Origin of the sequence: Pseudomonas sp. NPDC007930 (genome assembly GCF_042958985.1) — a bacterium.
Lineage (GTDB): Bacteria > Pseudomonadota > Gammaproteobacteria > Pseudomonadales > Pseudomonadaceae > Aquipseudomonas.
This window is the reverse complement of record NZ_JBIBKC010000009.1, coordinates 41,290-64,409: the sequence shown is the minus strand read 5'-3', so window position 1 is coordinate 64,409 and position 23,120 is coordinate 41,290. Positions and strand designations below refer to the sequence as shown.

The window sequence follows — 23,120 nt, the reverse complement described above, 5'->3', positions numbered from 1 at the left end:
TGGTCAGTGGGACGGCAGCTCGACGCCTTCGAACAGCGCCTCGAGCTCTTGCTTGTTGTGGCAGGCGATCGCCTTGGCCATCACTTCGCGGGTCAGGTGCGGGGCGAAGCGCTCGATGAAGTCGCACATGAAGCCGCGCAAGAAAGTACCGCGGCGGAAGCCGATCTTGGTGATGCTGGCTTCGAACAGGTGGTCGGCGTCGATCACCACCAGGTCGCTGTCGAGCTTTGGGTCTACCGCCATGTGCGCGACGATGCCCACGCCCAGGCCCAGGCGCACATAGGTTTTGATCACGTCGGCGTCGGCGGCGGTGAACACCACCTTGGGCGCCAGGCCCTTTTGCTGGAAGGCTTCGTCGAGCTTGGAGCGGCCGGTGAAGCCGAACACGTAGGTGACGATCGGGTGCTCGGCCAGCGCTTCGAGGGTGAGCTTGCCGACCTTGGTCAGCGGGTGGCCCTGGGGCACCACCACGGTTCGGTTCCAGCGGTAGCACGGCATCATGATCAGGTCGCCGAACAGCTCCAGCGCCTCGGTGGCGATGGCGAAGTCGACGGTGCCGTCGGCGGCCATTTCGCCGATCTGCATCGGCGAGCCCTGGTGCATGTGCAGGGCCACTTCCGGGTACTGTTTGATGAACGCGCTGATCACCGGCGGCAGCGCATAGCGCGCCTGGGTGTGGGTGGTGGCGATCGACAGCGTGCCTTTTTTCTCGTTGGAGAATTCCTGGGCGATCTGCTTGATGCTCTCGACCTTGCGCAGGATTTCCCCGGCGGTGTTGATGATCCGCTCGCCAGCCGGGGTCACGCGGGTCAGGTGCTTGCCGCTGCGGGCGAACACCTCAACGCCGAGTTCGTCCTCGAGCAGGCGGATCTGCTTGCTGATGCCGGGCTGCGAGGTGTAGAGGCTCTGCGCGGTGGCTGACACGTTCAGGTCGTGATGGGCGACTTCCCAGATGTAGCGCAGTTGTTGAAGCTTCATGTAGATCCCTCAGGACAGGAAGGCGCCCTGGCCACCCACGGCCTTGGCGAGGCCAGGTGCGGCCCGAAAAGTTTTATAACTATATTTGATAGTCCGAGGAAGAATCTAGAACTGTTTTGCAATTATTTCAATGTGCTAACTCAACCTGCGGGCGCGGCACCAGGTAGACCGGCGCATGGGCCAGTTGCAGCACCCGGCTGGCGGTGCTGCCCAGCGCCGGGGCCTGGTCGCCGCTGGCGCAGCGGCTGCCCATCACCACCAGGTCGACCGCCAGGCGCCGCGCCTGGTCGAGAATCACCTGCGCGGCCTCGCCTTGCAGCACCCGCACGGCGCGGATCAGGGCCAGGTCGTGGCCGCTGTCGGCGAGGTCTTCGCGCAGGTCTTGCACCAGCCGCTGCTCGAGGGTGGCGAGCACGTCGCGCACCTGGCGCTGGCGCAGGTTGTGCAGGGTGCCTTCGTCGAGGCAGTTGCGCAGCAGTGATTCACCGAACGGGCCCATCGGCTCGACCGCGTGCACCACGTGCAATTCGGCCTTGAAGCTACGCGCCAGCGCCAGCGCGTGCTGCAGCACGTATGGCGCGTAAACCCCCAAATCCGTGGCATACAGCATCGACCGGATCATCTGCCCTCCCCAGCCACCCACACCGCGGTGGCAACTCACTGAGCTTAGCAGGTGGTGGGCGCGCCGCCGGGCCTGGGCGGCGCAAGCAGACCGAACGCCCGCGAACAAGTTGCATCGGCCCGACCAAACTGCGTGGCAAATGCCTGCCAGCCGGCTGCCGGGCATTGCCGCTGGAGGGGCTAACGCGATAAGGTTCGGCTCTTGCCCGGCCCGCTGAGGTCGGCACTGCCCGTGACCGCCCGAACCGAAGAGTACCCTGATGGCCGACCTACCGATCAACGACCTCAACGTTGCCTCCAACGAAACCCTGATCACCCCGGAGCAACTGAAGCAGGACATCCCCCTGACCGAAGCGGCCCTGCGCACCGTGACCCGTGGTCGCGAAACGGTTCGCAACATCCTCGACGGCACCGACCCTCGCCTGTTCGTGGTCATCGGCCCCTGCTCGATCCACGACGTGAAGGCCGCCCACGAGTATGCCGAGCGCCTGAAGGTGCTGGCTGAAAAAGTGCAAGACACCCTTTACCTGGTGATGCGCGTGTACTTCGAAAAACCGCGCACCACCGTGGGCTGGAAAGGCCTGATCAACGACCCGTACCTCGACGACTCGTTCAAGATCCAGGACGGCCTGCACATCGGCCGCCAGTTGCTGCTCGACCTCGCGGAAAAAGGCCTGCCCACCGCCACCGAGGCACTGGACCCGATCTCCCCGCAGTACCTGCAAGACCTGATCAGCTGGTCGGCGATCGGCGCGCGCACCACCGAATCGCAAACCCACCGCGAAATGGCCTCGGGGCTGTCGTCGGCGGTAGGCTTCAAGAACGGTACCGACGGCGGCCTGGCGGTGGCGATCAACGCGCTGCAGTCGGTGTCCAGCCCGCACCGTTTCCTCGGCATCAACCAGCAGGGCGGCGTGTCGATCGTCACCACCAAGGGCAACGCCTACGGCCACGTGGTACTGCGCGGCGGCAACGGCAAGCCCAACTATGACTCGGTCAGCGTGGCGCTGTGCGAACAAGACCTGGCCAAGGCCAAGGTGCGCGCCAACATCATGATCGACTGCAGCCACGCCAACTCCAACAAAGACCCTGCCCTGCAGCCGCTGGTGATGGAGAACGTCGCCAACCAGATCCTCGAGGGCAATAACTCGATCATCGGCCTGATGGTCGAGAGCCACCTGAACTGGGGCGCCCAGAGCATCCCGAAAAACCTCTGCGACCTGCAATACGGGGTGTCGATCACCGACGCCTGCATCGACTGGGACACCACCGAGCGCACCCTGCTGGCGATGCATGAGAAGCTCAAGCCGGTACTGCCGGGGCGCAAGCGCTTCTGAAGGCTACCGCCATAAAAAAGCCGGGGCATACCCCGGCTTTTTTGTGCCCGCTGTTTATAGCCTATAGCGGCTTGGCCATCTGCCCGCGCTGCGGGTGGCGCTCCATGTAGCGCTCGACATAAGAGCACGAAGGGATGACCGTGTAGCCCATGCGGTCGGCGTACTCCAGCGCGGTAGCCGCCAGCGCTGCGGCGATGCCACGGCCGCGCAGGGCATTGGGCACGAAGGTGCGGTAGATATCCAGCGTTTGCTTACCCAGGTCCATGTAGGTCAGGTAGGCACGATGGCCGTCCACGAGGGTCTCGAACTGGTGACCGTTCTCGTCGTGATGGATAGCAAACGCCTCGCTCATTGCAACTCCTCGCGGGTCTTGTAGTAAGACCCCTACCATACCGCCGTTTCGACAGGGTGGGAACCGCCGCCCCTCCCCTGGAGCCTTTGACCGTGGTACTCGCCCCTGCGTTCAGGGAGCAGCCGGAACTGCCGGGCAACACGCGAATGTTAAGACGCCACATGACCATTCAAGTCACTTTTAGTTTCAGGAAGTTGCAGCCGAACCCCGCAACTTGCCCCTCACACCCCGTAACGCCGGGCACCTTGGCAGGGTACTGGGAAAAATCTGAACAGTGCCTGAACCGCGGCGTACACCAACCTGCGCCGTGCAAATTTTTACGGCTTCTTGCATTGCGTCAGTTTACTTACTACAAGTAATGGGTACTATGTACGCCGGCCATCGTCTCCCTTCCGAGAGATGGCTACTTAAACTAGAAAGTCCTTGAAGGGGAACACGATGAACAAATTCTTGACCGTTTCTGCTCTGGGTCTGGCCGCCGTTCTGGCTACCGGCTGCAGCAGCGCTTCCAAAGAAACCGAAGCTCGCCTGACTGCCACCGAAGACGCTTCCGCTCGCGCCCAGGCTCGTGCCGACGAAGCCTACCGCAAAGCTGACGAAGCTCTGGCTGCTGCCCAGAAAGCCCAGCAAACCGCTGACGAAGCCAACGAGCGCGCCCTGCGCATGCTCGAAAAAGCTTCGCGCAAGTAAGCCTTCGGCTTACTGGCAAAAAAGCCGGGCCACTTTCGTGGCCCGGCTTTTTTATTGCCCATACCCTTTAAGGCTTACCTGGGCGCAGCAGGGCCGGCACTCCGGCTAGCGCGCGCCCAGGCGCCTACTACTGCCCACCCTGGCTGCTCACCATCGTTCCATCCGGCACGCCAATTTCCACCGGCAAGCCATCCTCGCCGCTGATCACCCCACGCACCGTGTCCCAATTCACCGCCACATGCCCGGACAAATCCTTGCGGTTGATCAACGCGTTGATCACCGCCGCGTGCTTGTCTTCGTTGGACGGGTCGCCCTGCGCGTCGAGCGGGGTGTGCGCCTCGAGGTACAGCTTGCCGCCACTGATGCCGAACTTGTACGGCTGGTCGATGATCCGCACCGGCGTGCCCACCGGCACCACGCCGGAGAGCTCGAGCACGTCGTCGTTGTACATGCGGAAACAGCCGTGGCTGGTACGGGTGCCGATGCCGAACTTCATGTTCGAGCCGTGGATCAGGTAACCCGGCAGGCTCAGCACGAACTTGAACGGGCCAAGTGGGTTGTCGGGCCCGGCCGGGACCACCTTGGGCAGGATTTCGCCGTCCGCGGCGTGCTCGGCGCGCACCGACGCCGGCGGCGTCCAGGTGGGGTTGGGCACCTTGGCGGTGACCTTGCCGTTAGCCACCGGCGAGCCCCAGCCTTCACGGCCGATGCCCAGCGGGTAGGTGCGCACGGTGTTGCCGCCCTTGGGGTAATAGTAGAGGCGGTACTCGGCGAGGTTGATCACGATGCCCTCGCGCGGGCCCGGTGGCAGGATGAACCGTGTCGGCAGCACGATCTCGGTGCCGGCCTTGGGCAGCCAGGCGTCCACGCCCGGGTTGGCGGCGACCATCTCGAGGTAGCCCAGGTCGTACTTCACGCCGAGGTCGGCGAAGGTGTCTTCGTAGCGGGCCTTGATGGTCTGCACCTGGCCGACGATGTCTTCACCAGGCGGTGGCAGGGGCAACTCCAACGCTGAGGCCGAGCCCGCCACGAACAGGGCGACCAAAGGCAGGCAACGGCTAACGGCGGGCAAACGCGGCAACATCCGAACATCCTTCGCGAGGGTAACTGGAAAACGAATAGACGATTGTACACTCGCCCGCGGGCACAAAACGAGTGAAGAACCCGCCGGTTACTGGGTTTCCAGGCCCGGCCAGACGGGCCGCGTGCCCTTGCGCTGGGCCAGCAGGATGGCCCGGCACAGCGGGCACAGGCGGGTATCGCGGAAAATCCCCTTCTCGACCCGGTACCACTGCGGCTGCGCCGGCAGCAGGCCGCCGCACAGCGTGCGGTCGACCGACCCGGCCAGTTCCAGCTGGCGGGCGGCCAGGTGCACGCGCACCTCCTGGCAGGCGAACAGGTCCAACTGCTCATCAGGCTCGATCAATTGGTATTGGTGCAGGGACCAGGCGGGTCGTGGCATCGGGGGCTCCAGGCGGGGGGCGCAACCTTAGCCGAAAGCCCGCCGGGAGAAAAGCCTCAAAGCAGCGGTTGCAGGGCCGGCCAGACGTTCTCGAGCAAACGCCCCTGAGCGCCCTGGTTCGGGTGGATGCCATCGGCCTGCATCAGCTCGGGCACCCCGCCCACGCCCTCGAGCATGAACGGCACCCAGGGCACCTGTTTGCTCTGCGCCAGGTTGGCGTACACCTGGGCGAAAGCCTGGGTATAGCGGGCACCGTAGTTGGGTGGCAGGCGCATGCCCAGCAACAGCACCTTGGCGCCGGCGGCGCGGGAGGCGTCGATCATCTGTGCAAGGTTTTGTTGCAATTGCGCGGGAGGCTGCCCACGCAGGCCATCGTTGCCACCCAGCTCGAGCACCACCAGTGCCGGCTTATGCTGCGCAAGCAGCGCCGGCAGCCGCGCCTGGGCATTGGCGCTGGTGTCGCCGGTGATCGACGCGTTGACCACCGCATCCTTACCGCCCTGCCCGGCCAGGCGCTGTTGCAACAGGGCAACCCAGCCCTTGGAGGTATCCAGCCCGAAACCGGCGCTGATACTATCCCCCAGGATCAGCACCGTTCCGGCCGCCGCCCCTTGCGCCAGCGCCATCAGCCACAGCGCGGCCACCACCTTCCATACACGCATCGGATTCTCCATGAGCGCAAGCATTCTCACCGCGCGGAACCTTAGCAAAGCGGTACCCGGCACGGAAGGCGAACTGACCATTCTTCATCCATTGGACCTCGACCTCGCCCAGGGCGACAGCCTGGCGATCGTCGGTGCCTCGGGTTCCGGCAAGTCGACCCTGCTCGGCCTGCTGGCCGGCCTCGACCTGCCCAGCGCCGGCGAGGTCACCCTGGCCGGGCATGCCCTGGGCAGCTTGGGCGAGGACCAGCGCGCGCGGGTGCGCGCCGAGCACGTGGGCTTCGTGTTCCAGTCGTTCCAGTTGCTCGACAGCCTCAACGCGCTGGAGAACGTGATGCTGCCGATGGAGCTCGAAGGCCGCGCCGACGCCCGCCAGCACGCCCGCGCGCTGCTTGAGCGGGTCGGCCTGGGCCAGCGCCTGGGGCATTGGCCGCGGCAACTCTCCGGGGGCGAGCAGCAACGGGTGGCGATCGCCCGGGCGTTTGCCGCCGAGCCGTCGGTGCTGTTCGCCGACGAGCCCACCGGCAACCTCGACAGCCACACCGGCGAGCGTATCAGCGACCTGTTGTTCGAGCTCAACCGCGAGCGCGGCACCACCCTGGTGCTGGTCACCCACGACGACCGCCTGGCGCGGCGCTGCCGCCGCTACATCCGCCTCGACGCCGGCCGCCTGGTGCCGCCCCAGGAGCCCTGATGAACCGCCTGCCCCTGCGCCGCCTGGGCGCCCTGGCGCTGCGCCAGGTTCTGCGCGACCGCCGTGCCGGCGAACTGCGCGTGCTGTTCTTCGCCCTGTTGATCGCCGTGGCCTGCAGCACCGCGATCGGCTACTTCGGCGCCCGCCTGAACGCCGCGATGGCCTTGCGCGCCAGTGAATTCCTGGCCGCCGACCTGGTGTTGCAAGGCACCGCCGAGCCACAGCCGCAACAGCTCCAGGCTGGCCTGGCGCTGGGCCTGGCCCACGCGCGCACTGCGGAGTTCACCAGCGTGGTGGGCACCGACGCCGGCATTCAGCTCTCCAGCGTCAAGGCGGTAGCCGCGCCTTACCCGCTGCGCGGCGAACTCAAAAGCAGTGCCCAGCCCTACGGCGCCGAACGCGCCGGCGGCCTGCCCGGCGCCGGTGAAGCCTGGGCCGAGCCACGGTTGCTGGTAGCGCTGAACATCCAGGTGGGCGACAGCGTCGAGGTGGGCAGCAAAACCCTGCGGGTCACCCGCGTGCTCACCTACGAGCCCGACCGCGCCGGCAACTTCTATAGCCTGACCCCCCGGCTGATCATCAACGGCGCCGACCTGGCCGCCACCGGCATCCTGCAGCCGGGCAGCCGGGTGAGCTTTCGCGACCTCTGGCGCGGCACACCGGAGGCCTTGGCGCAGTACCGCGCCCAAGTCACCCCGGGGCTGGCACCCAACCAGCGTTTGCTCGACAGCCGTGACGGCAACCGCCAGGTCGGCGGTGCGCTGGGCAAGGCCGAGGGCTACCTGAACCTTGCCAGCCTGGTGGCGGTGATGCTCGCCGGGGTGGCAGTAGCGCTGTCGGCCAACCGCTACGCCGCGCGGCGCTTCGATGCCAGCGCGCTGCTGCGCTGCCTGGGGCTGGCGCGGCGCGAAACGTTAGTGCTGTTCGCCCTGCAACTGGCCCTGCTCGGCGTGCTCGCCAGCCTGGCCGGGGCCGTGCTCGGCTGGGCCGGGCAATGGGCGCTGTTCGCGCTGTTGCACGGGCTGCTGCCGGCGGTGATCCCCCACGGCGGCCTGGCCCCGGCGCTGGCGGGCATCGCCACCGGGCTGGCAGCGCTGGCCGGCTTTGCCCTGCCGCCGTTGATGGCGCTGGGCCGGGTGCCGCCGCTGCGGGTGCTGCGCCGTGACCTGCTGCCGGTACCGGCCAGCAGTTGGGCGGTGTACGGCACCGCGCTGCTGGCGCTGGGGTTGATCATGTGGCGGCTGAGCCTCGACTGGCGCCTGACCGTGGCGCTGCTGGCCGGTGGCGTGCTGGCGGCGCTGGTGCTCGGCGCGGCGCTGGTGGCGTTGCTGCGCAGCCTGCGCCAAGGCCTGGCGCGGGCCCCACTGGCCTGGCGCCTGGGCCTCGGGCAACTGCTGCGCCACCCGGGCGCGGCGGCTGGGCAGGCGCTGGCGTTCGGGCTGATCCTGTTCGCCATGGCGCTGGTGGTGCTGCTGCGCAGCGAGCTGCTCGACACCTGGCAACAACAACTGCCCAAGGATGCCCCCAACTATTTTGCGCTGAACATCCTGCCGGCCGAACGCGACGCCTTCGCGGCTCACCTGCAGGCTGACGGCGCCCGCGCCGCGCCGCTGTACCCGGTGGTGCCCGGGCGCCTCACGGCGATCAACGGCCAGCCCGCCGGCGACCACGTGGCCGCCGAATCGCGCGGCGAGCGCGCGCTGCAACGCGACCTGAGCCTGACCTGGGCGGCCAGCCTGCCCGCCGGCAACCGCGTCGAGGCCGGGCACTGGTGGCAAGCCCGGGCCGAAGGCACCTTGCCTGGGGTGTCGGTCGAGGCCGAACTGGCCCAGAGCCTGGGCCTGAAGCTCGGCGACCGGCTGACCTTCAACGTCGGCGGGGTGGTGCGCGATGCCGAGGTCAGCAGCCTGCGCCACATCGACTGGGACAACTTCCAGCCGAACTTCTTCATGATCTTCGAGCCAGGCACCCTGCAAGACCTGCCTGCCACCTACCTCACCAGCTTCTACCTGGCGCCGGGCAACGATGCGCGCATCGTCGCGCTGTCGCGGGCGTTCCCGGCCACCACGGTGCTGCAGGTCGAGGCGGTGCTGGCGCAACTGCGCAGCATCCTCGCGCAGGTCACCCTGGCGGTGCAGTTCGTGTTGCTGTTCGTGCTCGCCGCCGGGCTGGCAGTGTTGTTTTCCGGGCTGCAAGCGACCCTCGACGAACGCATTCGCCAGGGCGCGCTGCTGCGGGCGCTAGGCGCCTCGCGGCCCCTGTTGCAGCGCGCGCGGCGCATCGAGTTCGCCCTGCTGGGGGCGGCCAGCGGGCTGCTGGCGGCGCTGGCCACCGAAGCCGCGAGCTGGGCGTTGTACCGCTTCGCCTTGCGCCTGGAGTGGGCGCCGCACCTGTGGCTGCTGTGCCTGCCGCTGGTGGGCGCGCTGCTGGTCGGGCTGGCCGGGTTGTTCGGTACGCGGCGGGCGTTGGCGGTCAGCCCGTTGGTGGTGTTGCGCGAGGGGTGAGCCGGTTTCTCCCGATGGTTTTACCGAGCGCATGACCTGACTGGCCCATCGCCCGGCACAGCCGGCCTCCCACAAGGTCTATGTTGTCCTTGATTTCCGGGACAATACACATCTGGTGGGAGGCCGGCTGTGCCGGGCGATAGGCCCTGAAGCTCATGCACAAAATCAGCAGCCCCCACAGATTGATCCCCTCCATGAAGCCCTGAAATGGCTTAAGTGAACAGCATTACGGGTGCTTCAACACCGAAATCCGGTACGGGTTGAAAATCCGCCCCAATTCGCCATTCTCCCCCAGCAACTTGAGGTACCCGGCAAACTGCTCAGCGGTGATCGGCGCGTCGGGCCGCAGCAATGCGTAGTGGTGGTACACCTGGTCAACCCGGTCAGACACCAGGTAATCACCGGCGACCTCCGGGTTGCGCCGCAGGTAGTCGTACAGGTACGAGCGGGTCACCAGGGCGATGTCGGTGCGCCCGCGCAGCACCATCTGCAGGTTGCTGTCGTGGGAATAGGTCAGCGTGGCGTTCCAGTCGCTGGCCAGCACCTCGGGGTCGGCGTTGAAGTTGGCGAAGGCATAGTGGTAGCCGCTGAACAACGCCAGGCGCTTGCCGGCCAGGTTGGCGAAGTAGCTTTGATCACGCCCCGGCTCGCGGTGGGCGACAAACACCTCGGCGTCTTCCAGGCCCATGTCGACATTCACGTGGGGCACGTCTTTCCAACCCCAGTCGGGGTTTTCGAAGATCGCCATGTCGGTGCGCGCCTGCTTCAGGTCCTGGAAGCGCCGCGGGATCGAAGTGGGCACCAACACGAAGTGGTAGCGGCTTTGCACCTTGTTCAGCGCCTCGGCCAGTTCCGGCAGCAAGCCGGTGTCTTCGCCGCGTTCCGGGCGGATGGTATAGGGTGGAAAATGCGCGGCGCCGATGCGCACTTCCTGTTGCGCCTGCGCGCTGGCGGTGGTGGCCGCCAGCAATGTACCCAACAAGAGGGCCCACAGAGGCTTGAATATCACGGATGGAACACTCTTGAACGGAGGGTGGGCTGTGTGAAGGTCACACTAGGGCTTTTTGAATAGCCAGACAATATCACAGTGCAATCAGCGTTCGCCGCTCATCGTTTGCTCCCGGAACCTTTGCCGGTTGGCTAGGCTCTAGGGTCTGTAGTCAACCGTGCGCAAGGACCAAGCCCCCGATGAAGCCACACTGGCTGGTAATCGACCTGGAAGCCACCACCGACGAAGGCGGCTGGCCCGTGGCAGAAATGGAAATCATCGAAATCGGCGCCTGCATGGTCGATGACCAAGGCCGCGAGCTCGACCACTTCCAGCGCTTCGTCAAGCCTGAACGGCGCCCGCTGCTCACGCCGTTCTGCCGCGAGCTCACCCACATTCGCCAGGCCGACATCGACGGCGCCAGCCTGCTTGGCCAGGTCTGGCCGCAGTTCGAACGGTGGCTGGCGCCGTTTCGCCAAGGCCTGCTGGGCTGGGCCAGTTGGGGCGACTACGACCGCCAGCAACTGCTGCTGGCCTGGGACCAATACCAACTGGCCACGGGGCTGGCCGGGGTACCCCACGTCAACCTCAAGCAGCGCTTCGCCAAGGCCCGCCACCTGCAACGCCCCACCGGCCTGAACAGCGCCCTGCAACTGGCCGGGTTGCAGTTCAACGGTACCCAGCACCGCGCCCTGATCGACGCCCGCAACACCGCCCGGCTGCTGCCCTTGGCGCTGCCCCAGGCGTACAAAAGCGGATGACGGCGTTTCGCCGCTTGGGCATACTGGGCGCCTTTTTTGCCTATCCAGCGCGAGGAACGCCCGATGTTTAAAGTGAACGAATACTTCGACGGCACCGTTAAATCGATCGCCTTCACCACCGAAGCGGGCCCTGCGACCATCGGCGTGATGGCCCCGGGCGAATACGAATTCGGCACCGCGCAAAAAGAAATCATGCACGTGATCAGCGGCGAACTCGTGGTCAAGCTGCCAGACAGCACCAGTTGGGAAAGCTTCCCCGCCGGCAGCCAGTTCAATGTGCCAGCCAATAGCAAGTTCCAGCTCAAGGTCGCCGGCGAAACCGCCTACCTCTGCGAATACCGTTGAGCTAGCCGCCTGGCGGCGGCGGCTGAACCTTCTCCTCAGCGCGCGGGTCAATTCAAGCAACCTCTTATTGACCGTCATTGCCCAGTCATACGGCGCTTTTAGCATTGCCGCAACCACTGATGAGGAGACAGGCCATGAGCTTGCACAGCCACACCGAGCAAACGCTGGAAATCAAACGCAACCACGCCCAGGACCCGGTGGGCGGCGCGATCATCGACGCCGATGGCCGCGAAGTACCGATCACCGAACAAATGGTGCGCAAGGCTTGCCAGGAACTGGAAAAAGCCGTGGTGGTCCCCGCGTTCAGCCGTAACCACTGATCGCGCCGTGCCGTGGGCGGCCAGGCCACGGCTCCCCTCCCCTGGCGGTTACATCCGGAACCGCAGCACCACTTCATTCAAGCCCACCGCCAATTGCGACAGCTCACCGCTGGCCGCGGCGGTCTGGTTCGCGCCTGCCGCGGTTTGCGTCGACATATCGCGAATGCTGGTGAGGTTGCGGTCCACCTCGCGGGCCACCTGGGCCTGCTGTTCGGTGGCCGAGGCAATGCTGATGTTACGCTCGTTGATCTGGGCGATGGCCGCGGTGATTTCCTCCAGTGCCACGCCGGCGGCTTGCGCCACCTCCAGGCTTTGCTCGGCGCGCTGGCTGCTGCTGGCCATGGCGTTCACCGCCTTGCCGGCGCCGGCCTGAATCGAGGCGATCATCTGTTCGATTTCACCGGTCGACTGCTGGGTACGGTGGGCCAGCGCGCGCACTTCGTCGGCCACCACCGCAAAGCCGCGGCCGGCCTCGCCAGCACGGGCCGCTTCGATGGCGGCGTTGAGCGCCAGCAGGTTGGTTTGCTCGGCGATGCCGCGGATCACATCAAGCACGCCGCTGATGCCACGCACCTGCACTGCCAGGCCGTCGATCTCTTCGGCGGTAGCGCCCACCGCGCCGTGCAGCTCGTTGATCACCTGCACGGTCTGCTCCACCCGCTGCTTGCCCTGGCTCACCGATTCGCTCGAGGCGCTGGCGGCGCGGGACGCCTGGGCGGCGTTGCTGGCGACTTCGTCGACCGCGGCGGTCATCTGGTTGATTGCCGTGGCGGCCTGGGTGATCTCATCGTTCTGCCGGGCAATACCGCGCAGCGCCTCTTCGGTCACCGCGGTCATCTCCTCGGAGGTGGACGCCAACTGGGTGGACGAATCGCCCAGCGCGCTCAAGGTTTGCCGCAGGTTTTCACGCATCCGCGCCAGCGCCGCCAACAAGCGGCCAGGCTCGTCGTGGCCGTCGGCGGCCACCTGTTGGGTGAAGTCGTTGGCGGCGATCCGTTCGGCCACGCCCAGCGCGCGGTTGATCGGCGCCACCAGGCTGCGGGTGAACAACGCCGCCAAGGCCAGCGTGGCCAGCAGCGCCACGGCGATGGCAATGATGGTGATGTTGCGCGCCCAGGTGTAGGTGCTGGCGGCCAGGGCGTCTTCGTTCTCAGCCTTTTGGTCGATGCGGGTGCTGAGCGTGTCGATCAACTGGCGCACCGCTTCAGCGGCCTGGGTCATCTCACCGCTGGCGGCGGTGAAGGCATTGATGCGGTCTTCCTGGTGCTGCTTGACCGCATCCAGGTATTGGGCGTGCACTTGCAGGTAACGGCTGATGGCATCGCGCAACTGCCGATACAGGGCTTGGCCATCGGGGTTGATCAGCAGTGGCTCAAGCTTGGCGGCGTCGGCCTCGAGGGCCGCGCGGCCCTGGGCGACGCGCTGGTTGGCCATGGCCACGGTGGCGTCGTCTTTGGCACTGCGCAGGCTGGTGTTGTACAGGCGGATGGCGAGCAGGTCGCGGGTGAGGTCATCGATGGTCTGGATGCTCGGGAGCACGTTGGTCCGCAGGCGCGTTTGCGAGGCTTTCATGTCGGTCACCTGGCCCAGGGAAAACAGGCCGAAGGCGGTGATCAACAGGGCGAAAAAACCAAAACACAGTAATGCTCGGGGGGCGATATTCAGGCGGCGCAACAGCATGGCCAAGACCTCATTCCATGGACGATACCTGTAAATATCGGGCTGAAACGAGACAGCTTTACCCTGGGCCGACCAACTGCGATGCGGCAAATTGCCACATAATCAGTGAAGAGGGCTATTACAGAGGCCTCAGGGGAACGCTCACGCTCCCCAAGCCTGAACTACCACTATCAATAACGCTGATAGCGCGAACCAAACTCGCTGCGGTTTTCCGCGACCTGCACGGTTTTGCTGGCCGGGCGGGCACTGTGGGCGACATTAACCGCCTGGGCCTTGACCTCCGCGCCATGGGGCACGGCAAAGGCGCCCTGGGCAGCGAACACGGCGCCGACGAAGGCGATGGCAACGGTGAAGTGTTTCATGGCAGGCACTCCCCTAAAGGGTGGTTGAAGGATGTGGGTGAACTGTACCCATCGCCTGCCTTGGGCAAAAACTGAGCGCGCTTATAGTCGTTATCAGTGGCGTTGATCGGCGCCCAAACCAGCACCCTGCAACGGCAAGCGCAGCACCACCCGCAAGCCATCGGCCTGGCTGTCGAAATGCAACTGCCCGCCGCAGCGCTGCACGATCGCCTGCACGATCGCCAGGCCCAGGCCGCAGCCGGCGCTGCCGCTGGAGCGCCAGAAGCGCTCGGTGAGGTGCTCGAGGTTCTCGGCGGCGATGCCCGGGCCGTGGTCGCGCACCTGGAACAACGCCTGCCCGCCCTGGGTGCGCAGCGCCAGGCTGACCGGGGCCCCGGCCGGGCTGTGGCGCAGGGCGTTGTCGAGCAGGTTGCGCAGTGCCGCCACCGCCAGCACCGACGGCAGCGCCAGCGGCTGGCTGGCCAGTGGCTCGGCCAGTACCAGGGCGATGCGCTCGCGGTCGCCGGCGCAGGCATCGCCGATCGCCATGCGCGCCACCTGTTCGGTGCTCATCTGCACGCCATCATCGAACGACAAGCTGCCCTCGACCCGCGCCAGCAGCAGCAGTTGCTCAAGGGTGCGGTGCAGCCGGTCGGTGGCCTGCTCGGCGTGTTCCAAGGCCTGCTCCTGAGCACCGGCGGTGGTCATCCGCGCCACCTGCAGGTGGGTTTTGATCGCCGTGAGCGGGCTGCGCAACTCGTGGGCGGCATCGCCGGTCAGGCGCCGCTCCCGCTCCAGGGTGCGGCCGATGCGCAGGAACAGTTGGTTCTGGCTGTCGAGCAGCGGCTGCAGCTCACGCGGCAGGCGTTCCACCGCCAACGGTTCGAGGGAGTCCGGGCTGCGCCGCAGCAGCGCGTCACGAATGCGGTTGAGCGACGCCAGCCCGCGGCCCAGGCCCAGCCAGAGCATGCCCAGGCTGCCAAACAGGGCAACGATCACCGGCGCCGAGGCCGCCAGCAGGATCGAACTGTTCAGCGCCTCGCGCTCCTGGCGGCGGTCGGCGGTGGTAATGCGCACATCGCCGCGGTCCAGCGTATAGGTGCGCCAGGCTTCGCCGTCGAGGGTCTGGTCATGGAAGCCGCTGTGGTCGACCAGGTCATCCTCGGCGCCGGTGTGGCTGCGGGCGATCACCTCGCCGCGCAGCGAGCTGATCTTGCAGGCCATGCCCTCGGGGATTGTCAGTTGGCTGGCCGGGTAGCGCGCGGTGCCTTCCTGGGGCGCCGGCAGTTGGTCGAGCAGGCCGGCGACCATCCGCGCCGAGGCCACCAGGCGTTGGTCGAGGGAGAACATCATCTGGTTGCGCAGGTCACGGAACATCCACGCCGAGGCCAGCACCCAGATCAGGATGAAGCCACCGCCCAGCACCAGCGACAGGCGCAACCGCAGGCTCATGCTCATGCGGCTTTACCCGCCGGGCCCAGCCGGTAGCCCAGGCCGCGCACGGTTTCGACGATGCCGTTGCCGAGCTTGCGGCGCAGGTGGTGGATGTGCACGTTCAGCGCGTTGCTTTCGACGTCGTCGTCGAAGCCGTACACGCAATCCTTGAGCTGGTCGGTCGACAACACCCGCCCCGGCGCCTGCAACAGCGCGTGGAGAATGGCCTGCTCGCGCCGCGACAGGTCGACCCCCTCCCCCTCCAGCCAGGCCTGGCGGGTGCTCGGGTCGTAGCACAGCGGGCCATGGTCGATGCGGTTGAGCACCCGCCCGGCGCTGCGGCGGATCAACGTATGCAGGCGCGCGGCCAGTTCGCGCAGGTCGAAGGGTTTGAGCAGGTAGTCGTCGGCGCCCGCCTCCAGCCCCGCCACCCGGTCGGTGACCGAGTCGCGCGCGGTGAGCACCAGCACCGGCAGGGTGTTGCCGGCCTGGCGCTGGCGGCGCAGCAGTTTCAAGCCGTCTTCGTCGGGCAAGCCGAGGTCGAGCACCATCACGTCGAAATGCCCGGCGCGCAACAGCGCCTCGGCGGCCGAGGCGGTGCCCACGCGGTCGACCACCGCGCCCTGCGCGCCCAGGCCGGCGACGATCCCGCTGGCGATCAGGTCGTGGTCTTCACAGAGCAGTACATGCATGGTGGGCGTCTCGCGGGGCTTGGCAGGAGCGCGATGCTCGCGGGTGGTGATTAAGGCTGCATTATGCGCCAGTTGGGCGGCCTGTGAAGCGGCGCGCCGGCCCATTAATGGATGCTTAACCGGCCGCGCCGATGATGGTGCCACCTCTGTAGAAGGAGCCACCCATGCTCAGCCTGGCCCTCGGGCCCTTTACCCTGTCGCTCACCCACCTGGCCCTGCTTGCCAGCCTCGCGCTGGCGCTGGGCGTGGCGCACTGGCTCGACCGCGCGGCGTACAACCCGGTGTGGCGGCTGGCATTGCTGGCGTTGCTCGGCGCGCGGGTGGCGTTCGTGCTGGCCTACTGGCCGCTGTACCGCGGCGCCGGGCTGCAGATGCTCGACATCCGCGACGGCGGCTTTCTGCCTTGGGCCGGGGTGGCGCTGGCACTGGCCGGGGCCGCCTGGCTGGCCTGGCAGCGCCCGCCACGGCGCCGCGGCGTGCTGGCCGGGGTGGCCAGTGGCGTGGCGCTGTGGGTAGCGGCCAGCAGTGGGATCAACGCCTGGGCCGAGGGCAGCCCGTTGCCGAACACGGTTGTACAACGCGCCGACGGCAGCCGGGTGAGCCTCGAGCAGTTCCAGGGCAAGCCCCTGGTGGTCAACCTCTGGGCCACCTGGTGCCCGCCCTGCCGGCGCGAAATGCCCGTGCTGGCCGCCGCCCGCCAGCAATACCCGCACGTACATTTCCTGTTCATCAACCAGGGCGAAAGCGTGGGCGCGGTGGCCAACTTCGTCGCCACCAGCGGCCTGCCGCTCAGCCAGATGCTGTTCGACCCGCCGGGGGCATTCGCCCGCGAGGTGGGCGCCATGGCCCTGCCCACCACGCTGTTCTACAGCGCCAGCGGGCAGTTGCTCGGCACCCACCTGGGCGAGCTGAGCGAGGCGAGCCTCGCCCATGGCATGAAGGTGCTCGCGCAGCCGCCGTCAGTGCCCTGAAGACGGCTGCCCAGCGGCCGCCTTGCCGGTGAACGGCGGCTTGGCGAGAAACACCAGCAGGATCAACGCGGCGAAAATCCAGCCGAGCATGGTGAAGTAATCCACCGTGCTGAACATGAACGCCTGCTGCTCCACCACCTGCTCCAGCCGGGCATAGGCCGAAGGCCCGGCGCCGCCCATTTGCTGCAGCACGTGCTGGGTATTGGGGTCGTACACGCTCACGTTCTCGCTGAGGTAGGCATGGTGCATGATCGCCCGGCGGTCCCAGATCCAAGTGGTCAACGATGCCGCGAAGCTGCCGCCCAGGGTCCGCAGGAAGGTCGCCAGCCCAGAGCCGTCGGCGATCAGCCGCGGTGGCAGGTTAGACAGCAAAATGCTCAACGTGGGCATGAAGAACAACGCGATGCCGATGCCCATGAAGCCCTGCACCAAGGCGATGTGAAGGAAATCCACCTCGTTGGTGAACTGCGCGCGCATGAAGCACGACAACCCGATCGCGGTGAACGACAGCCCGGCCAGAATGCGCAAATCGAAGTTGTGCGCATAACGCCCCACGAACGGCGAGAGGATCACCGGCAGCACGCCAATCGGCGCCACCGCCAGGCCCGCCCAGGTGGCGGTGTAGCCCATCTGGGTTTGCAGCCACTGCGGCAGCAGCAGGTTGATGCCGAAGAACCCGGCGTAGCCGAACACCAGCACCAGCGTGCCCACCGCGAAGTTGCGATTGGCGAACAGCCTCAGGTTGACCACCGGGTGTTCGTCGGTCAGCTCCCAGATCACGAACACCGCCAGGCCGATGGCCGAGATGATCGTACCGATGATGATGAACTGCGACTCGAACCAATCGAGGTCGTTGCCTTTGTCGAGCACCACCTGCAAGGCCCCGACCCCGACCATCAGGCTCAGCAGGCCAACGTAATCCATCGGTTGGCGGCTGGTTTGCACCGGGCGCTTGGCCAGTTGCTGGCGCACGGTGGCGGCGGCGAACAGGCCGATCGGGATGTTGATGAAGAAGATCCACGGCCAGCTGTAGCTGTCGGTGATCCAGCCGCCGAGAATCGGCCCAGCGATCGGCGCCACCACCGTGACCATCGCCAACAGCGCCAGGGCCATGCCGCGCTTGGCCGGCGGGTACACGGCAATCAGCAGGGTTTGCGCCATCGGGTACAGCGGCCCGGCCACCGCGCCCTGCAGCACGCGAAAGCCCACCAGCTCCGGCATCGAGGTGGAAATCCCACACAGGAACGACGCCACCACGAACAGCAGCGTGGCCCAGATGAACAGCTTCACCTCGCCGATGCGCCGGCTCAGCCAGCCGGTCAGCGGCAAGGCGATGGCGTTGGCCACGGCGAACGAGGTGATCACCCAGGTGCCCTGGTCCGAACTCACCCCCAGGTTGCCGGAAATAGTCGGCAGCGCCACGTTGGCGATGGTGGTGTCGAGCACTTGCATGAAGGTCGCCAGCGACAGCCCGATGGTGCTGAGCACCAGGCTGGGCGGGGTGAATTGCCCGTTATTACTCATCACGAAATCCTGGTCGGGCCCCGCGCGTGGGCGGGGCCGGGGCTACGGTCAGCGCTGGGCGGTCTTGGCGCTGGCGCTGTTGTCGTGGATCAGCCGGTTGATCATGTCGTCGGCTTCGCCCAGTTGTTTGTCGTACACGTCGGTGGTGAACGAGGCCTGCTGCGGCGCGGTTTGGGCCAGCATCGCGCCGGTCTGGTCGTGCAGGTCTACGTCGGCCAGGGTCGACAGGCCGATGCGCAGCGGGTGCTGCTTGAGCTGCTCGCCGTCGAGCTTGATGCGCACCGGCACGCGCTGGACGATCTTGATCCAGTTACCGGTGGCGTTCTGCGCCGGCAGCAGGGAGAACGCGCTGCCGGTACCGGCGCCCAGGCTCTCGACGGTGCCGCGGTATTCCACGTCGCTGCCGTAGAGGTCGGCGGTCAGCGTCACCGGCTGGCCGATGCGCATGTGGCGCAGCTGGGTTTCCTTGAAGTTGGCATCCACCCACACCTGGTCGAGGGGGATCACCGCCATGGTGGTGGCGCCCGGCTGCAGGCGCTGGCCCAATTGCACGGTGCGCTTGGCCACGTAACCGGTGACCGGCGCCACGATGGTCGCCCGCGCCTGGGCCAGGTAGGCATCGCGCACCTGGGCGGCGGCGGCCTGAACGTCCGGGTGCGAGGCGATCACGGTGTCGTCGACCAGGGCACGGGAGGTGGCCAGGGTTTGCTCGGCGTTGGCCATGGTGCTTTGCGCGCTGATCAGGTCGTCACGGGCGTGGGCCAGTTCCTCCTGGGAAATCGCCCCGGCGGCGGCGAGGTTCTTGCGCCGGTTGTAGTTGTCCTGGGCCCGTTGCAGGTCGGATTTGCGCGCCAGCACCTGGGCCTTTTGCGCATCGACGTTGCTGAAGTAACCGCGCACCTGGCGCACGGTCTTGGCCAGGTTGGCCTGGGCGTTCTGCAGGGCGATGCGGGCATCGGCCGGGTCGAGGGTGATCAGCGTTTGCCCGGCATGCACCAGGTCACCGTCGTCGGCGCCGATGCTGGTCACGGTGCCGCCGGTCAACGGGGTGATCGCCACCACGTTGCCGTTCACGTAGGCGTCGTCGGTGCTCTCGTACCACTGGCCGTAGAGGTCATGCCACACCCACACGCCGATGCCGGCGAGCACGATGATCACCAGCAACAGCAGCAGGAACAGCCTGCGCTTGCCCTTGTTGGCTTTGGGGGTTTCTTGTGGAGCGTCGGGCTTGCCGCCCGCGGTGGTTTCGGCAGTTGCCATGGTCATCTACCTTAGAGGTTGTCTGGGGCGCTGGCGGCGGCGAGGCGTTCGGCCTGGAAGCCGCCCCCCAGGGCCTGCATCAATTGGATCGAAGTGTCGATACGCTGGGCGTTGAGGGTGGCCAGCTGCTGCTGGGCTTGCAGCAGTTGCTGCTCCACCGTGAGTACGTCTACATAACTGCCGATGCCGCTGGCATAGCGCTGGCTGGCGGTGTCGAACGAGCGCTGCGACACCTCGGCAGCGTGGGCCTGGGCGGCGATCCGCTGGTTCAGGCCGTCGAGCTGGTTGATCGCATCGCTCACATCGCCCAGCGCCTGGTTCAGCGCTTTGTTGTACTGGGCCACGGCCAGGTCGTAGTCGGCGTCGCGGGCATCGAGCCCGGCGCGCAGGCGGCCGCCGTCGAAAATCGGCAGCGACACCGCCGGGCCGACGTTCCAGAACTTGCTGGCGCTGCCGAACAGCGCATCGCCGAGCAGCGACTGGGTACCGGCGGCGGCGCTGAGGTTCAGGTTCGGGTAAAAGCGGGTTTTCGCCGCGGCGATGTCTTTGCTGGCCGCCTCGACCCGCCATTTGGCGGCGATCAGGTCAGGGCGGCGGCCCAGCAGGTCGGCCGGCAGCGCCGACGGCAGTTGCACCGCCGCCGGCTGCAGCACCTTCGGCCGGGCGATCTCGCCGGCGCGGTCCGGGCCTTTACCGAGCAGCACCGCCAGGGCAATGCGCGCGCTGCGCAGTTGCTGCTGGGCGTTCACCGCCTGGGCCTGGGAGGTGGCCTGCAGGGCCTGGGTTTGCTGCAACTGGTACTGGCTGTCGATGCCCGAGGCCAAACGCTGCTGGCCCAGCTTGAGCATCTGCCCGGTACGCTGCAGGTCATCCTGGGCGAGGTCGTCGACCACATAGGCCTCGGCCAGGTTGCTGTAGGCCCGGGCCACGTCGGCGGCCAGGGTCAGGCGCGCCGCCTGGCGGTCGACCTCGGCGGCGCGGGCCTGGCCCAGGGCGGCTTCCCAGGCGGCGCGCTGGCCACCCCAAAGGTCGAAGGTGTAGCTGAAGGTCAGCTCGGCCGAGCGCAACGTGCCATAGGCGTCGCCCTGGCCCAGTGGGTCCTGGTAGCGGGAGATGCGCGAGCGGGTCACCCCGGCGTCGGCGTTCACCTGCGGCATGCGCTCGGCATTCGCCGCGGCGGCGGCCGCGACCGCCTGGTGCGCGCGGGCGCTGGCCACCTGCATATCGGGGTTGTCGCGCAGCGCTTCACGCACCAGGCCATCGAGTTGCGGGTCGCCCAGGGCTACCCACCAGTCTTCCCGAGGCCAGGCCGCCGGGCTGAGGGTCACCCCTTGCAGGGTTTGCCCGGCCTTCAGGCTGGCCGGGTCAGTGCTGTGGCCGCTGGTGTGCAAGCCTTCGAAGCTGGCGCAACCACCCAGCGCGACGGCCATGTACAGCGGGGCAAAACGGAGTAACGCGGCAGGCAAGTTCATTTCTCGTTTACACCTGGGTACCAGCAGACCATTGGGTCGCCGGCATGGGTCAGTATTTTTCGAAGAATGCGTTCCAGTTCATCCAGCTCGGCGCCTTCCAGCACGCCGACCAGCTCGTTCATGGCCTTGGCGCCCACTTCCGGGAAGCGGTCGGCCAACTGCTGCCCGGCCTCGCTCAGCTCGATCTTCACCTGGCGGCGGTCGGCGGCGCTGCGCTGGCGCTCGATCAGGCCCTTTTGCTCCAGGCGGTCGAGCATGCGCGTCATCGACCCGCTGTCGAGGGCGATGTGGCGGCACAACTCGGCCGGTGAATGCACGTCCCAGCGGGCGACGATGATCAGCACCTTGAACTGCGCGGCGGTCACGCCAAACTCTTCGAGGTGCTTGTCGAGCACGCGGTCCTTGAGGATCGCGCTACGGCCGATCAGCATGCCGATCTGGGTGTCGTAAAAGGTTTCGCGGGTAAAGTGAGGCATTGGTTAGCTTGGCAATGGCTGCTTAGGCAGGGAGTGTTACAAGATATTACTGCTTAGGCAGTGAATGTCAAGGCAGAGGTAAGGGGCAAGCGGCAAGTTGCAAGAAATGCGAAAGCCCGAGAGTGGTTACACCCTGGGGCTTGCGGAGGCTTTGAGCTTGCTAGTCAGCACTGGTCGCCAGAACCATATCCCATTGACATATCCCACAATCCACCTAACCTAACGCCATCCCCTTCAAAGAGGCATTGGATCATGGAGCAGGGCTCTGTATTTATGAGCAATCGCAGCCAAGCGGTACGTTTACCCAAGGCTGCCGCACTACCCGATGACGTAAAACGGGTGGATGTGATCACCCTCGGGCGCTCCAGGCTGATCAGCCCGGCTGGCGAAAGTTGGGACAGCTGGTTCGACGGAGAAGGTGTCAGCGAAGACTTCATGGCTGAGCGAGAGCAGCCAGCGGAGCAGGTACGTGAGGCGTTCTGATGATCAGGTACATGCTTGATACAAACATCTGCATTTTCACGATCAAAAACCGGCCTGAACAGGTTCGGCAGGCATTCAAACGCCACTCCGGGCAAATGTGCATCAGCTCGATTACGCTGATGGAGCTTCTTTATGGCGCGGAGAAGTCGGCGGCGCCGGGCAGAAACCTTGCAGAAGTCGAAGGCTTCGCCGCCCGGCTCGAAGTGCTGAATTACTGCCAGGACGGCGCGGCGCATACGGCCCAGCTACGCGCGGAGCTCGTCAGAGCGGGCACACCGATTGGCCCTTTCGACCAGATGATAGCGGGCCATGCACGATCGCGGGGCATGGTCCTGGTCACGAATAACCGCCGGGAATTCGACCGGGTTCCAGGGCTGAGAGTAGAGGACTGGGTTTGAATAGCCACCTGGCACAGGCGCGATAAGGTCGCTCTCAACTTGCCACTTACCGCTTCCCCCTCCCGCTAGGCGGGCACCCCACTGTGAAACCTGAACTCGGTATCCGCCGTTTCGATCAATTCCGCCTCGGCCACCCGCACCTTTTCCACCGTGCGGGCGATGTCGGCGGCGTCGCCGTACTGGTGGGCGAGCTTCAGGTAACCCTGGTAATGCCGGGCCTCGCTCTTGAGCAGGCCGTGGTAGAACGTGCCGAGGTCTTCGTCCAGGTGCGGCACCAGCGCTTCGAAGCGCTCGCAACTGCGCGCCTCGATGAACGCGCCGACCACCAGCGTGTCGACCAGCTTGACCGGCTCGTGGGCGCGCACCAGCTTGCGCAGGCCCGAGGCGTAGCGCCCGGCCGACAACGGCACCAGCTCGACCTTGCGGCGCTTGATCAAGCGCAGCACCTGCTCGTGGTGCACCAATTCCTCGCGGGCCAGGCGCGACATCATGTTGACCAGGTCGAGGTGGCCGTTGTACTTGGCGATCAGGCTCATGGCGGTGGCCGCGGCCTTGAATTCGCAGTTTTTGTGGTCGATCAGCATCGTCGCCTGGTCGGCCAGGGCGGCTTGCACCCAGGCCTGCGGCGTGCGGCAACCGAGAAACGCATGAATCTCTGAGAGCATGGCCATCTCT

General features: G+C 66.4%; 26 protein-coding genes and 1 pseudogene. 10 read left to right on the top strand and 17 right to left on the bottom strand.

Annotated features, from left to right (window positions below):
• Positions 1 to 3: 3 nt before the first annotated feature.
• Together cysB and ACFZCE_RS18535 are read right to left on the bottom strand one after the other, a co-directional pair.
• On the bottom strand, positions 4 to 978 hold the full coding sequence (gene cysB / locus ACFZCE_RS18540; RefSeq protein WP_390941634.1) for an HTH-type transcriptional regulator CysB: 975 nt from the start codon (positions 976 to 978) through the stop codon (positions 4 to 6).
• Between the two features lie 127 nt (positions 979 to 1,105).
• On the bottom strand, positions 1,106 to 1,600 hold the full coding sequence (locus tag ACFZCE_RS18535; RefSeq protein WP_390941632.1) for a universal stress protein: 495 nt from the start codon (positions 1,598 to 1,600) through the stop codon (positions 1,106 to 1,108).
• A 259-nt stretch (positions 1,601 to 1,859) separates the two neighbouring features.
• Between ACFZCE_RS18535 and ACFZCE_RS18530 the strand changes: the two genes are divergently transcribed.
• Positions 1,860 to 2,936, top strand: a complete 1,077-nt coding sequence (locus ACFZCE_RS18530; protein WP_390941630.1) for a 3-deoxy-7-phosphoheptulonate synthase — start codon at positions 1,860 to 1,862, stop codon at positions 2,934 to 2,936.
• 61 nt (positions 2,937 to 2,997) lie between these two features.
• Here the strand turns inward: ACFZCE_RS18530 and ACFZCE_RS18525 are convergent, their stop codons facing one another.
• Positions 2,998 to 3,288 (bottom strand): GNAT family N-acetyltransferase, encoded by a 291-nt coding sequence (locus ACFZCE_RS18525; protein ID WP_390941628.1) that lies wholly within the window; start codon positions 3,286 to 3,288, stop codon positions 2,998 to 3,000.
• A 438-nt stretch (positions 3,289 to 3,726) separates the two neighbouring features.
• Between ACFZCE_RS18525 and ACFZCE_RS18520 the strand changes: the two genes are divergently transcribed.
• Positions 3,727 to 3,978 (top strand): Lpp/OprI family alanine-zipper lipoprotein, encoded by a 252-nt coding sequence (locus ACFZCE_RS18520; RefSeq protein WP_390941626.1) that lies wholly within the window; start codon positions 3,727 to 3,729, stop codon positions 3,976 to 3,978.
• Positions 3,979 to 4,105: 127 nt separating this feature from the next.
• Here the strand turns inward: ACFZCE_RS18520 and ACFZCE_RS18515 are convergent, their stop codons facing one another.
• From ACFZCE_RS18515 to ACFZCE_RS18505, 3 genes are all read right to left on the bottom strand, one after another.
• The gene (locus ACFZCE_RS18515) at positions 4,106 to 5,062 is read right to left on the bottom strand and encodes a L,D-transpeptidase family protein (protein WP_390941624.1); all 957 of its coding nucleotides are present in this window, start codon (positions 5,060 to 5,062) and stop codon (positions 4,106 to 4,108) included.
• 87 nt (positions 5,063 to 5,149) lie between these two features.
• Positions 5,150 to 5,440 carry a hypothetical protein gene (locus ACFZCE_RS18510; RefSeq protein ID WP_390941622.1) on the bottom strand — a complete coding sequence of 97 codons (291 nt, stop codon included), beginning with the start codon at positions 5,438 to 5,440 and terminating at the stop codon, positions 5,150 to 5,152.
• Positions 5,441 to 5,496: 56 nt separating this feature from the next.
• The gene (locus ACFZCE_RS18505) at positions 5,497 to 6,102 is read right to left on the bottom strand and encodes a GDSL-type esterase/lipase family protein (RefSeq protein ID WP_390941620.1); all 606 of its coding nucleotides are present in this window, start codon (positions 6,100 to 6,102) and stop codon (positions 5,497 to 5,499) included.
• Positions 6,103 to 6,112: 10 nt separating this feature from the next.
• On the opposite strand from ACFZCE_RS18505, the gene ACFZCE_RS18500 reads away from it, so the two are divergent.
• Positions 6,113 to 6,796 carry an ATP-binding cassette domain-containing protein gene (locus tag ACFZCE_RS18500; protein WP_390941618.1) on the top strand — a complete coding sequence of 228 codons (684 nt, stop codon included), beginning with the start codon at positions 6,113 to 6,115 and terminating at the stop codon, positions 6,794 to 6,796.
• Positions 6,796 to 9,300 (top strand): FtsX-like permease family protein, encoded by a 2,505-nt coding sequence (locus ACFZCE_RS18495; RefSeq protein WP_390941616.1) that lies wholly within the window; start codon positions 6,796 to 6,798, stop codon positions 9,298 to 9,300. The genes ACFZCE_RS18500 and ACFZCE_RS18495 overlap by 1 nt, the downstream gene beginning before the upstream one ends.
• A 226-nt stretch (positions 9,301 to 9,526) precedes the next feature.
• Here ACFZCE_RS18495 and ACFZCE_RS18490 read toward each other — a convergent pair whose 3' ends face one another.
• Positions 9,527 to 10,306: a substrate-binding periplasmic protein gene (locus ACFZCE_RS18490; RefSeq protein WP_390941857.1), complete on the bottom strand. Its 780-nt coding sequence runs from the start codon at positions 10,304 to 10,306 to the stop codon at positions 9,527 to 9,529.
• 182 nt (positions 10,307 to 10,488) lie between these two features.
• Between ACFZCE_RS18490 and ACFZCE_RS18485 the strand changes: the two genes are divergently transcribed.
• From ACFZCE_RS18485 to ACFZCE_RS18475, 3 genes are all read left to right on the top strand, one after another.
• Complete coding sequence (locus ACFZCE_RS18485; protein ID WP_390941614.1) at positions 10,489 to 11,049, top strand: exonuclease domain-containing protein; 561 nt, start codon at positions 10,489 to 10,491, stop codon at positions 11,047 to 11,049.
• 63 nt (positions 11,050 to 11,112) lie between these two features.
• The gene (locus ACFZCE_RS18480; protein ID WP_390941612.1) at positions 11,113 to 11,394 is read left to right on the top strand and encodes a pyrimidine/purine nucleoside phosphorylase; all 282 of its coding nucleotides are present in this window, start codon (positions 11,113 to 11,115) and stop codon (positions 11,392 to 11,394) included.
• Positions 11,395 to 11,528: 134 nt separating this feature from the next.
• On the top strand, positions 11,529 to 11,714 hold the full coding sequence (locus ACFZCE_RS18475; RefSeq protein ID WP_390941610.1) for a PA1571 family protein: 186 nt from the start codon (positions 11,529 to 11,531) through the stop codon (positions 11,712 to 11,714).
• Positions 11,715 to 11,762: 48 nt separating this feature from the next.
• Here the strand turns inward: ACFZCE_RS18475 and ACFZCE_RS18470 are convergent, their stop codons facing one another.
• The 5 genes and pseudogenes from ACFZCE_RS18470 to ACFZCE_RS18450 all read right to left on the bottom strand — a co-directional run bounded on the left by ACFZCE_RS18470 (position 11,763) and on the right by ACFZCE_RS18450 (position 15,861).
• Positions 11,763 to 12,467, bottom strand: a complete 705-nt coding sequence (locus ACFZCE_RS18470; protein WP_390941855.1) for a methyl-accepting chemotaxis protein — start codon at positions 12,465 to 12,467, stop codon at positions 11,763 to 11,765.
• 150 nt (positions 12,468 to 12,617) lie between these two features.
• A pseudogene (locus ACFZCE_RS18465) lies at positions 12,618 to 13,394 on the bottom strand (MCP four helix bundle domain-containing protein); the annotation flags it as partial.
• Between the two features lie 170 nt (positions 13,395 to 13,564).
• Positions 13,565 to 13,756, bottom strand: coding sequence for a hypothetical protein (locus ACFZCE_RS18460; protein WP_390941608.1), 192 nt, complete (start codon positions 13,754 to 13,756; stop codon positions 13,565 to 13,567).
• A gap of 93 nt (positions 13,757 to 13,849) precedes the next feature.
• Positions 13,850 to 15,187, bottom strand: a complete 1,338-nt coding sequence (locus ACFZCE_RS18455; RefSeq protein WP_390941853.1) for an ATP-binding protein — start codon at positions 15,185 to 15,187, stop codon at positions 13,850 to 13,852.
• 2 nt (positions 15,188 to 15,189) lie between these two features.
• On the bottom strand, positions 15,190 to 15,861 hold the full coding sequence (locus ACFZCE_RS18450) for a response regulator (protein ID WP_390941606.1): 672 nt from the start codon (positions 15,859 to 15,861) through the stop codon (positions 15,190 to 15,192).
• Positions 15,862 to 16,025: 164 nt separating this feature from the next.
• Between ACFZCE_RS18450 and ACFZCE_RS18445 the strand changes: the two genes are divergently transcribed.
• A complete protein-coding gene (locus ACFZCE_RS18445; RefSeq protein ID WP_390941604.1) occupies positions 16,026 to 16,832 on the top strand; it encodes a redoxin family protein in 807 nt (268 codons plus the stop codon).
• Here the strand turns inward: ACFZCE_RS18445 and ACFZCE_RS18440 are convergent.
• From ACFZCE_RS18440 to ACFZCE_RS18425, 4 genes are read right to left on the bottom strand one after another with little or no spacing between them, the layout of a single operon-like run.
• The gene (locus ACFZCE_RS18440; RefSeq protein WP_390941602.1) at positions 16,821 to 18,356 is read right to left on the bottom strand and encodes a DHA2 family efflux MFS transporter permease subunit; all 1,536 of its coding nucleotides are present in this window, start codon (positions 18,354 to 18,356) and stop codon (positions 16,821 to 16,823) included. The genes ACFZCE_RS18445 and ACFZCE_RS18440 overlap by 12 nt on opposite strands.
• A gap of 48 nt (positions 18,357 to 18,404) precedes the next feature.
• Positions 18,405 to 19,616, bottom strand: coding sequence for an HlyD family efflux transporter periplasmic adaptor subunit (locus ACFZCE_RS18435; protein WP_390941600.1), 1,212 nt, complete (start codon positions 19,614 to 19,616; stop codon positions 18,405 to 18,407).
• A gap of 11 nt (positions 19,617 to 19,627) precedes the next feature.
• Entirely contained in the window at positions 19,628 to 21,088 is a 1,461-nt protein-coding gene (locus ACFZCE_RS18430; RefSeq protein ID WP_390941598.1) for an efflux transporter outer membrane subunit, read from the bottom strand.
• On the bottom strand, positions 21,085 to 21,564 hold the full coding sequence (locus ACFZCE_RS18425) for a MarR family transcriptional regulator (RefSeq protein WP_390941596.1): 480 nt from the start codon (positions 21,562 to 21,564) through the stop codon (positions 21,085 to 21,087). Before ACFZCE_RS18425 ends, ACFZCE_RS18430 begins: the two co-directional genes overlap by 4 nt.
• A 252-nt stretch (positions 21,565 to 21,816) precedes the next feature.
• Between ACFZCE_RS18425 and vapB the strand changes: the two genes are divergently transcribed.
• Positions 21,817 to 22,047: a type II toxin-antitoxin system VapB family antitoxin gene (vapB, locus tag ACFZCE_RS18420; protein ID WP_390941594.1), complete on the top strand. Its 231-nt coding sequence runs from the start codon at positions 21,817 to 21,819 to the stop codon at positions 22,045 to 22,047.
• Positions 22,047 to 22,445: a tRNA(fMet)-specific endonuclease VapC gene (gene vapC / locus ACFZCE_RS18415; RefSeq protein WP_390941592.1), complete on the top strand. Its 399-nt coding sequence runs from the start codon at positions 22,047 to 22,049 to the stop codon at positions 22,443 to 22,445. The genes vapB and vapC overlap by 1 nt, the downstream gene beginning before the upstream one ends.
• A 65-nt stretch (positions 22,446 to 22,510) precedes the next feature.
• On the opposite strand, the gene ACFZCE_RS18410 is transcribed toward vapC, so the two are convergent.
• A complete protein-coding gene (locus ACFZCE_RS18410; protein ID WP_390941590.1) occupies positions 22,511 to 23,110 on the bottom strand; it encodes a tRNA isopentenyl-2-thiomethyl-A-37 hydroxylase MiaE in 600 nt (199 codons plus the stop codon).
• Positions 23,111 to 23,120 lie beyond the last annotated feature (10 nt).

Excerpts from the sequence above, each read along its gene's own strand:
- ACFZCE_RS18535 (WP_390941632.1), bottom strand. The coding sequence starts at position 1,600 with ATGATCCGGTCGATGCTGTATGCCACGGATTTGGGGGTTTACGCGCCA.
- ACFZCE_RS18525 (WP_390941628.1), bottom strand. The coding sequence starts at position 3,288 with ATGAGCGAGGCGTTTGCTATCCATCACGACGAGAACGGTCACCAGTTC.
- ACFZCE_RS18435 (WP_390941600.1), bottom strand. The coding sequence starts at position 19,616 with ATGGCAACTGCCGAAACCACCGCGGGCGGCAAGCCCGACGCTCCACAA.
- ACFZCE_RS18495 (WP_390941616.1), top strand. The coding sequence starts at position 6,796 with ATGAACCGCCTGCCCCTGCGCCGCCTGGGCGCCCTGGCGCTGCGCCAG.
- ACFZCE_RS18445 (WP_390941604.1), top strand. The coding sequence starts at position 16,026 with ATGCTCAGCCTGGCCCTCGGGCCCTTTACCCTGTCGCTCACCCACCTG.
- ACFZCE_RS18455 (WP_390941853.1), bottom strand. The coding sequence starts at position 15,187 with ATGAGCCTGCGGTTGCGCCTGTCGCTGGTGCTGGGCGGTGGCTTCATC.
- ACFZCE_RS18530 (WP_390941630.1), top strand. The coding sequence starts at position 1,860 with ATGGCCGACCTACCGATCAACGACCTCAACGTTGCCTCCAACGAAACC.
- ACFZCE_RS18485 (WP_390941614.1), top strand. The coding sequence starts at position 10,489 with ATGAAGCCACACTGGCTGGTAATCGACCTGGAAGCCACCACCGACGAA.
- cysB (WP_390941634.1), bottom strand. The coding sequence starts at position 978 with ATGAAGCTTCAACAACTGCGCTACATCTGGGAAGTCGCCCATCACGAC.
- ACFZCE_RS18440 (WP_390941602.1), bottom strand. The coding sequence starts at position 18,356 with ATGAGTAATAACGGGCAATTCACCCCGCCCAGCCTGGTGCTCAGCACC.
- vapC (WP_390941592.1), top strand. The coding sequence starts at position 22,047 with ATGATCAGGTACATGCTTGATACAAACATCTGCATTTTCACGATCAAA.
- ACFZCE_RS18480 (WP_390941612.1), top strand. The coding sequence starts at position 11,113 with ATGTTTAAAGTGAACGAATACTTCGACGGCACCGTTAAATCGATCGCC.
- ACFZCE_RS18505 (WP_390941620.1), bottom strand. The coding sequence starts at position 6,102 with ATGCGTGTATGGAAGGTGGTGGCCGCGCTGTGGCTGATGGCGCTGGCG.
- ACFZCE_RS18510 (WP_390941622.1), bottom strand. The coding sequence starts at position 5,440 with ATGCCACGACCCGCCTGGTCCCTGCACCAATACCAATTGATCGAGCCT.
- ACFZCE_RS18475 (WP_390941610.1), top strand. The coding sequence starts at position 11,529 with ATGAGCTTGCACAGCCACACCGAGCAAACGCTGGAAATCAAACGCAAC.
- ACFZCE_RS18430 (WP_390941598.1), bottom strand. The coding sequence starts at position 21,088 with ATGAACTTGCCTGCCGCGTTACTCCGTTTTGCCCCGCTGTACATGGCC.
- ACFZCE_RS18425 (WP_390941596.1), bottom strand. The coding sequence starts at position 21,564 with ATGCCTCACTTTACCCGCGAAACCTTTTACGACACCCAGATCGGCATG.
- vapB (WP_390941594.1), top strand. The coding sequence starts at position 21,817 with ATGGAGCAGGGCTCTGTATTTATGAGCAATCGCAGCCAAGCGGTACGT.
- ACFZCE_RS18470 (WP_390941855.1), bottom strand. The coding sequence starts at position 12,467 with ATGACCGCCGCGGTCGACGAAGTCGCCAGCAACGCCGCCCAGGCGTCC.
- ACFZCE_RS18450 (WP_390941606.1), bottom strand. The coding sequence starts at position 15,861 with ATGCATGTACTGCTCTGTGAAGACCACGACCTGATCGCCAGCGGGATC.
- ACFZCE_RS18460 (WP_390941608.1), bottom strand. The coding sequence starts at position 13,756 with ATGAAACACTTCACCGTTGCCATCGCCTTCGTCGGCGCCGTGTTCGCT.
- ACFZCE_RS18410 (WP_390941590.1), bottom strand. The coding sequence starts at position 23,110 with ATGCTCTCAGAGATTCATGCGTTTCTCGGTTGCCGCACGCCGCAGGCC.
- ACFZCE_RS18520 (WP_390941626.1), top strand. The coding sequence starts at position 3,727 with ATGAACAAATTCTTGACCGTTTCTGCTCTGGGTCTGGCCGCCGTTCTG.
- ACFZCE_RS18500 (WP_390941618.1), top strand. The coding sequence starts at position 6,113 with ATGAGCGCAAGCATTCTCACCGCGCGGAACCTTAGCAAAGCGGTACCC.
- ACFZCE_RS18515 (WP_390941624.1), bottom strand. The coding sequence starts at position 5,062 with ATGTTGCCGCGTTTGCCCGCCGTTAGCCGTTGCCTGCCTTTGGTCGCC.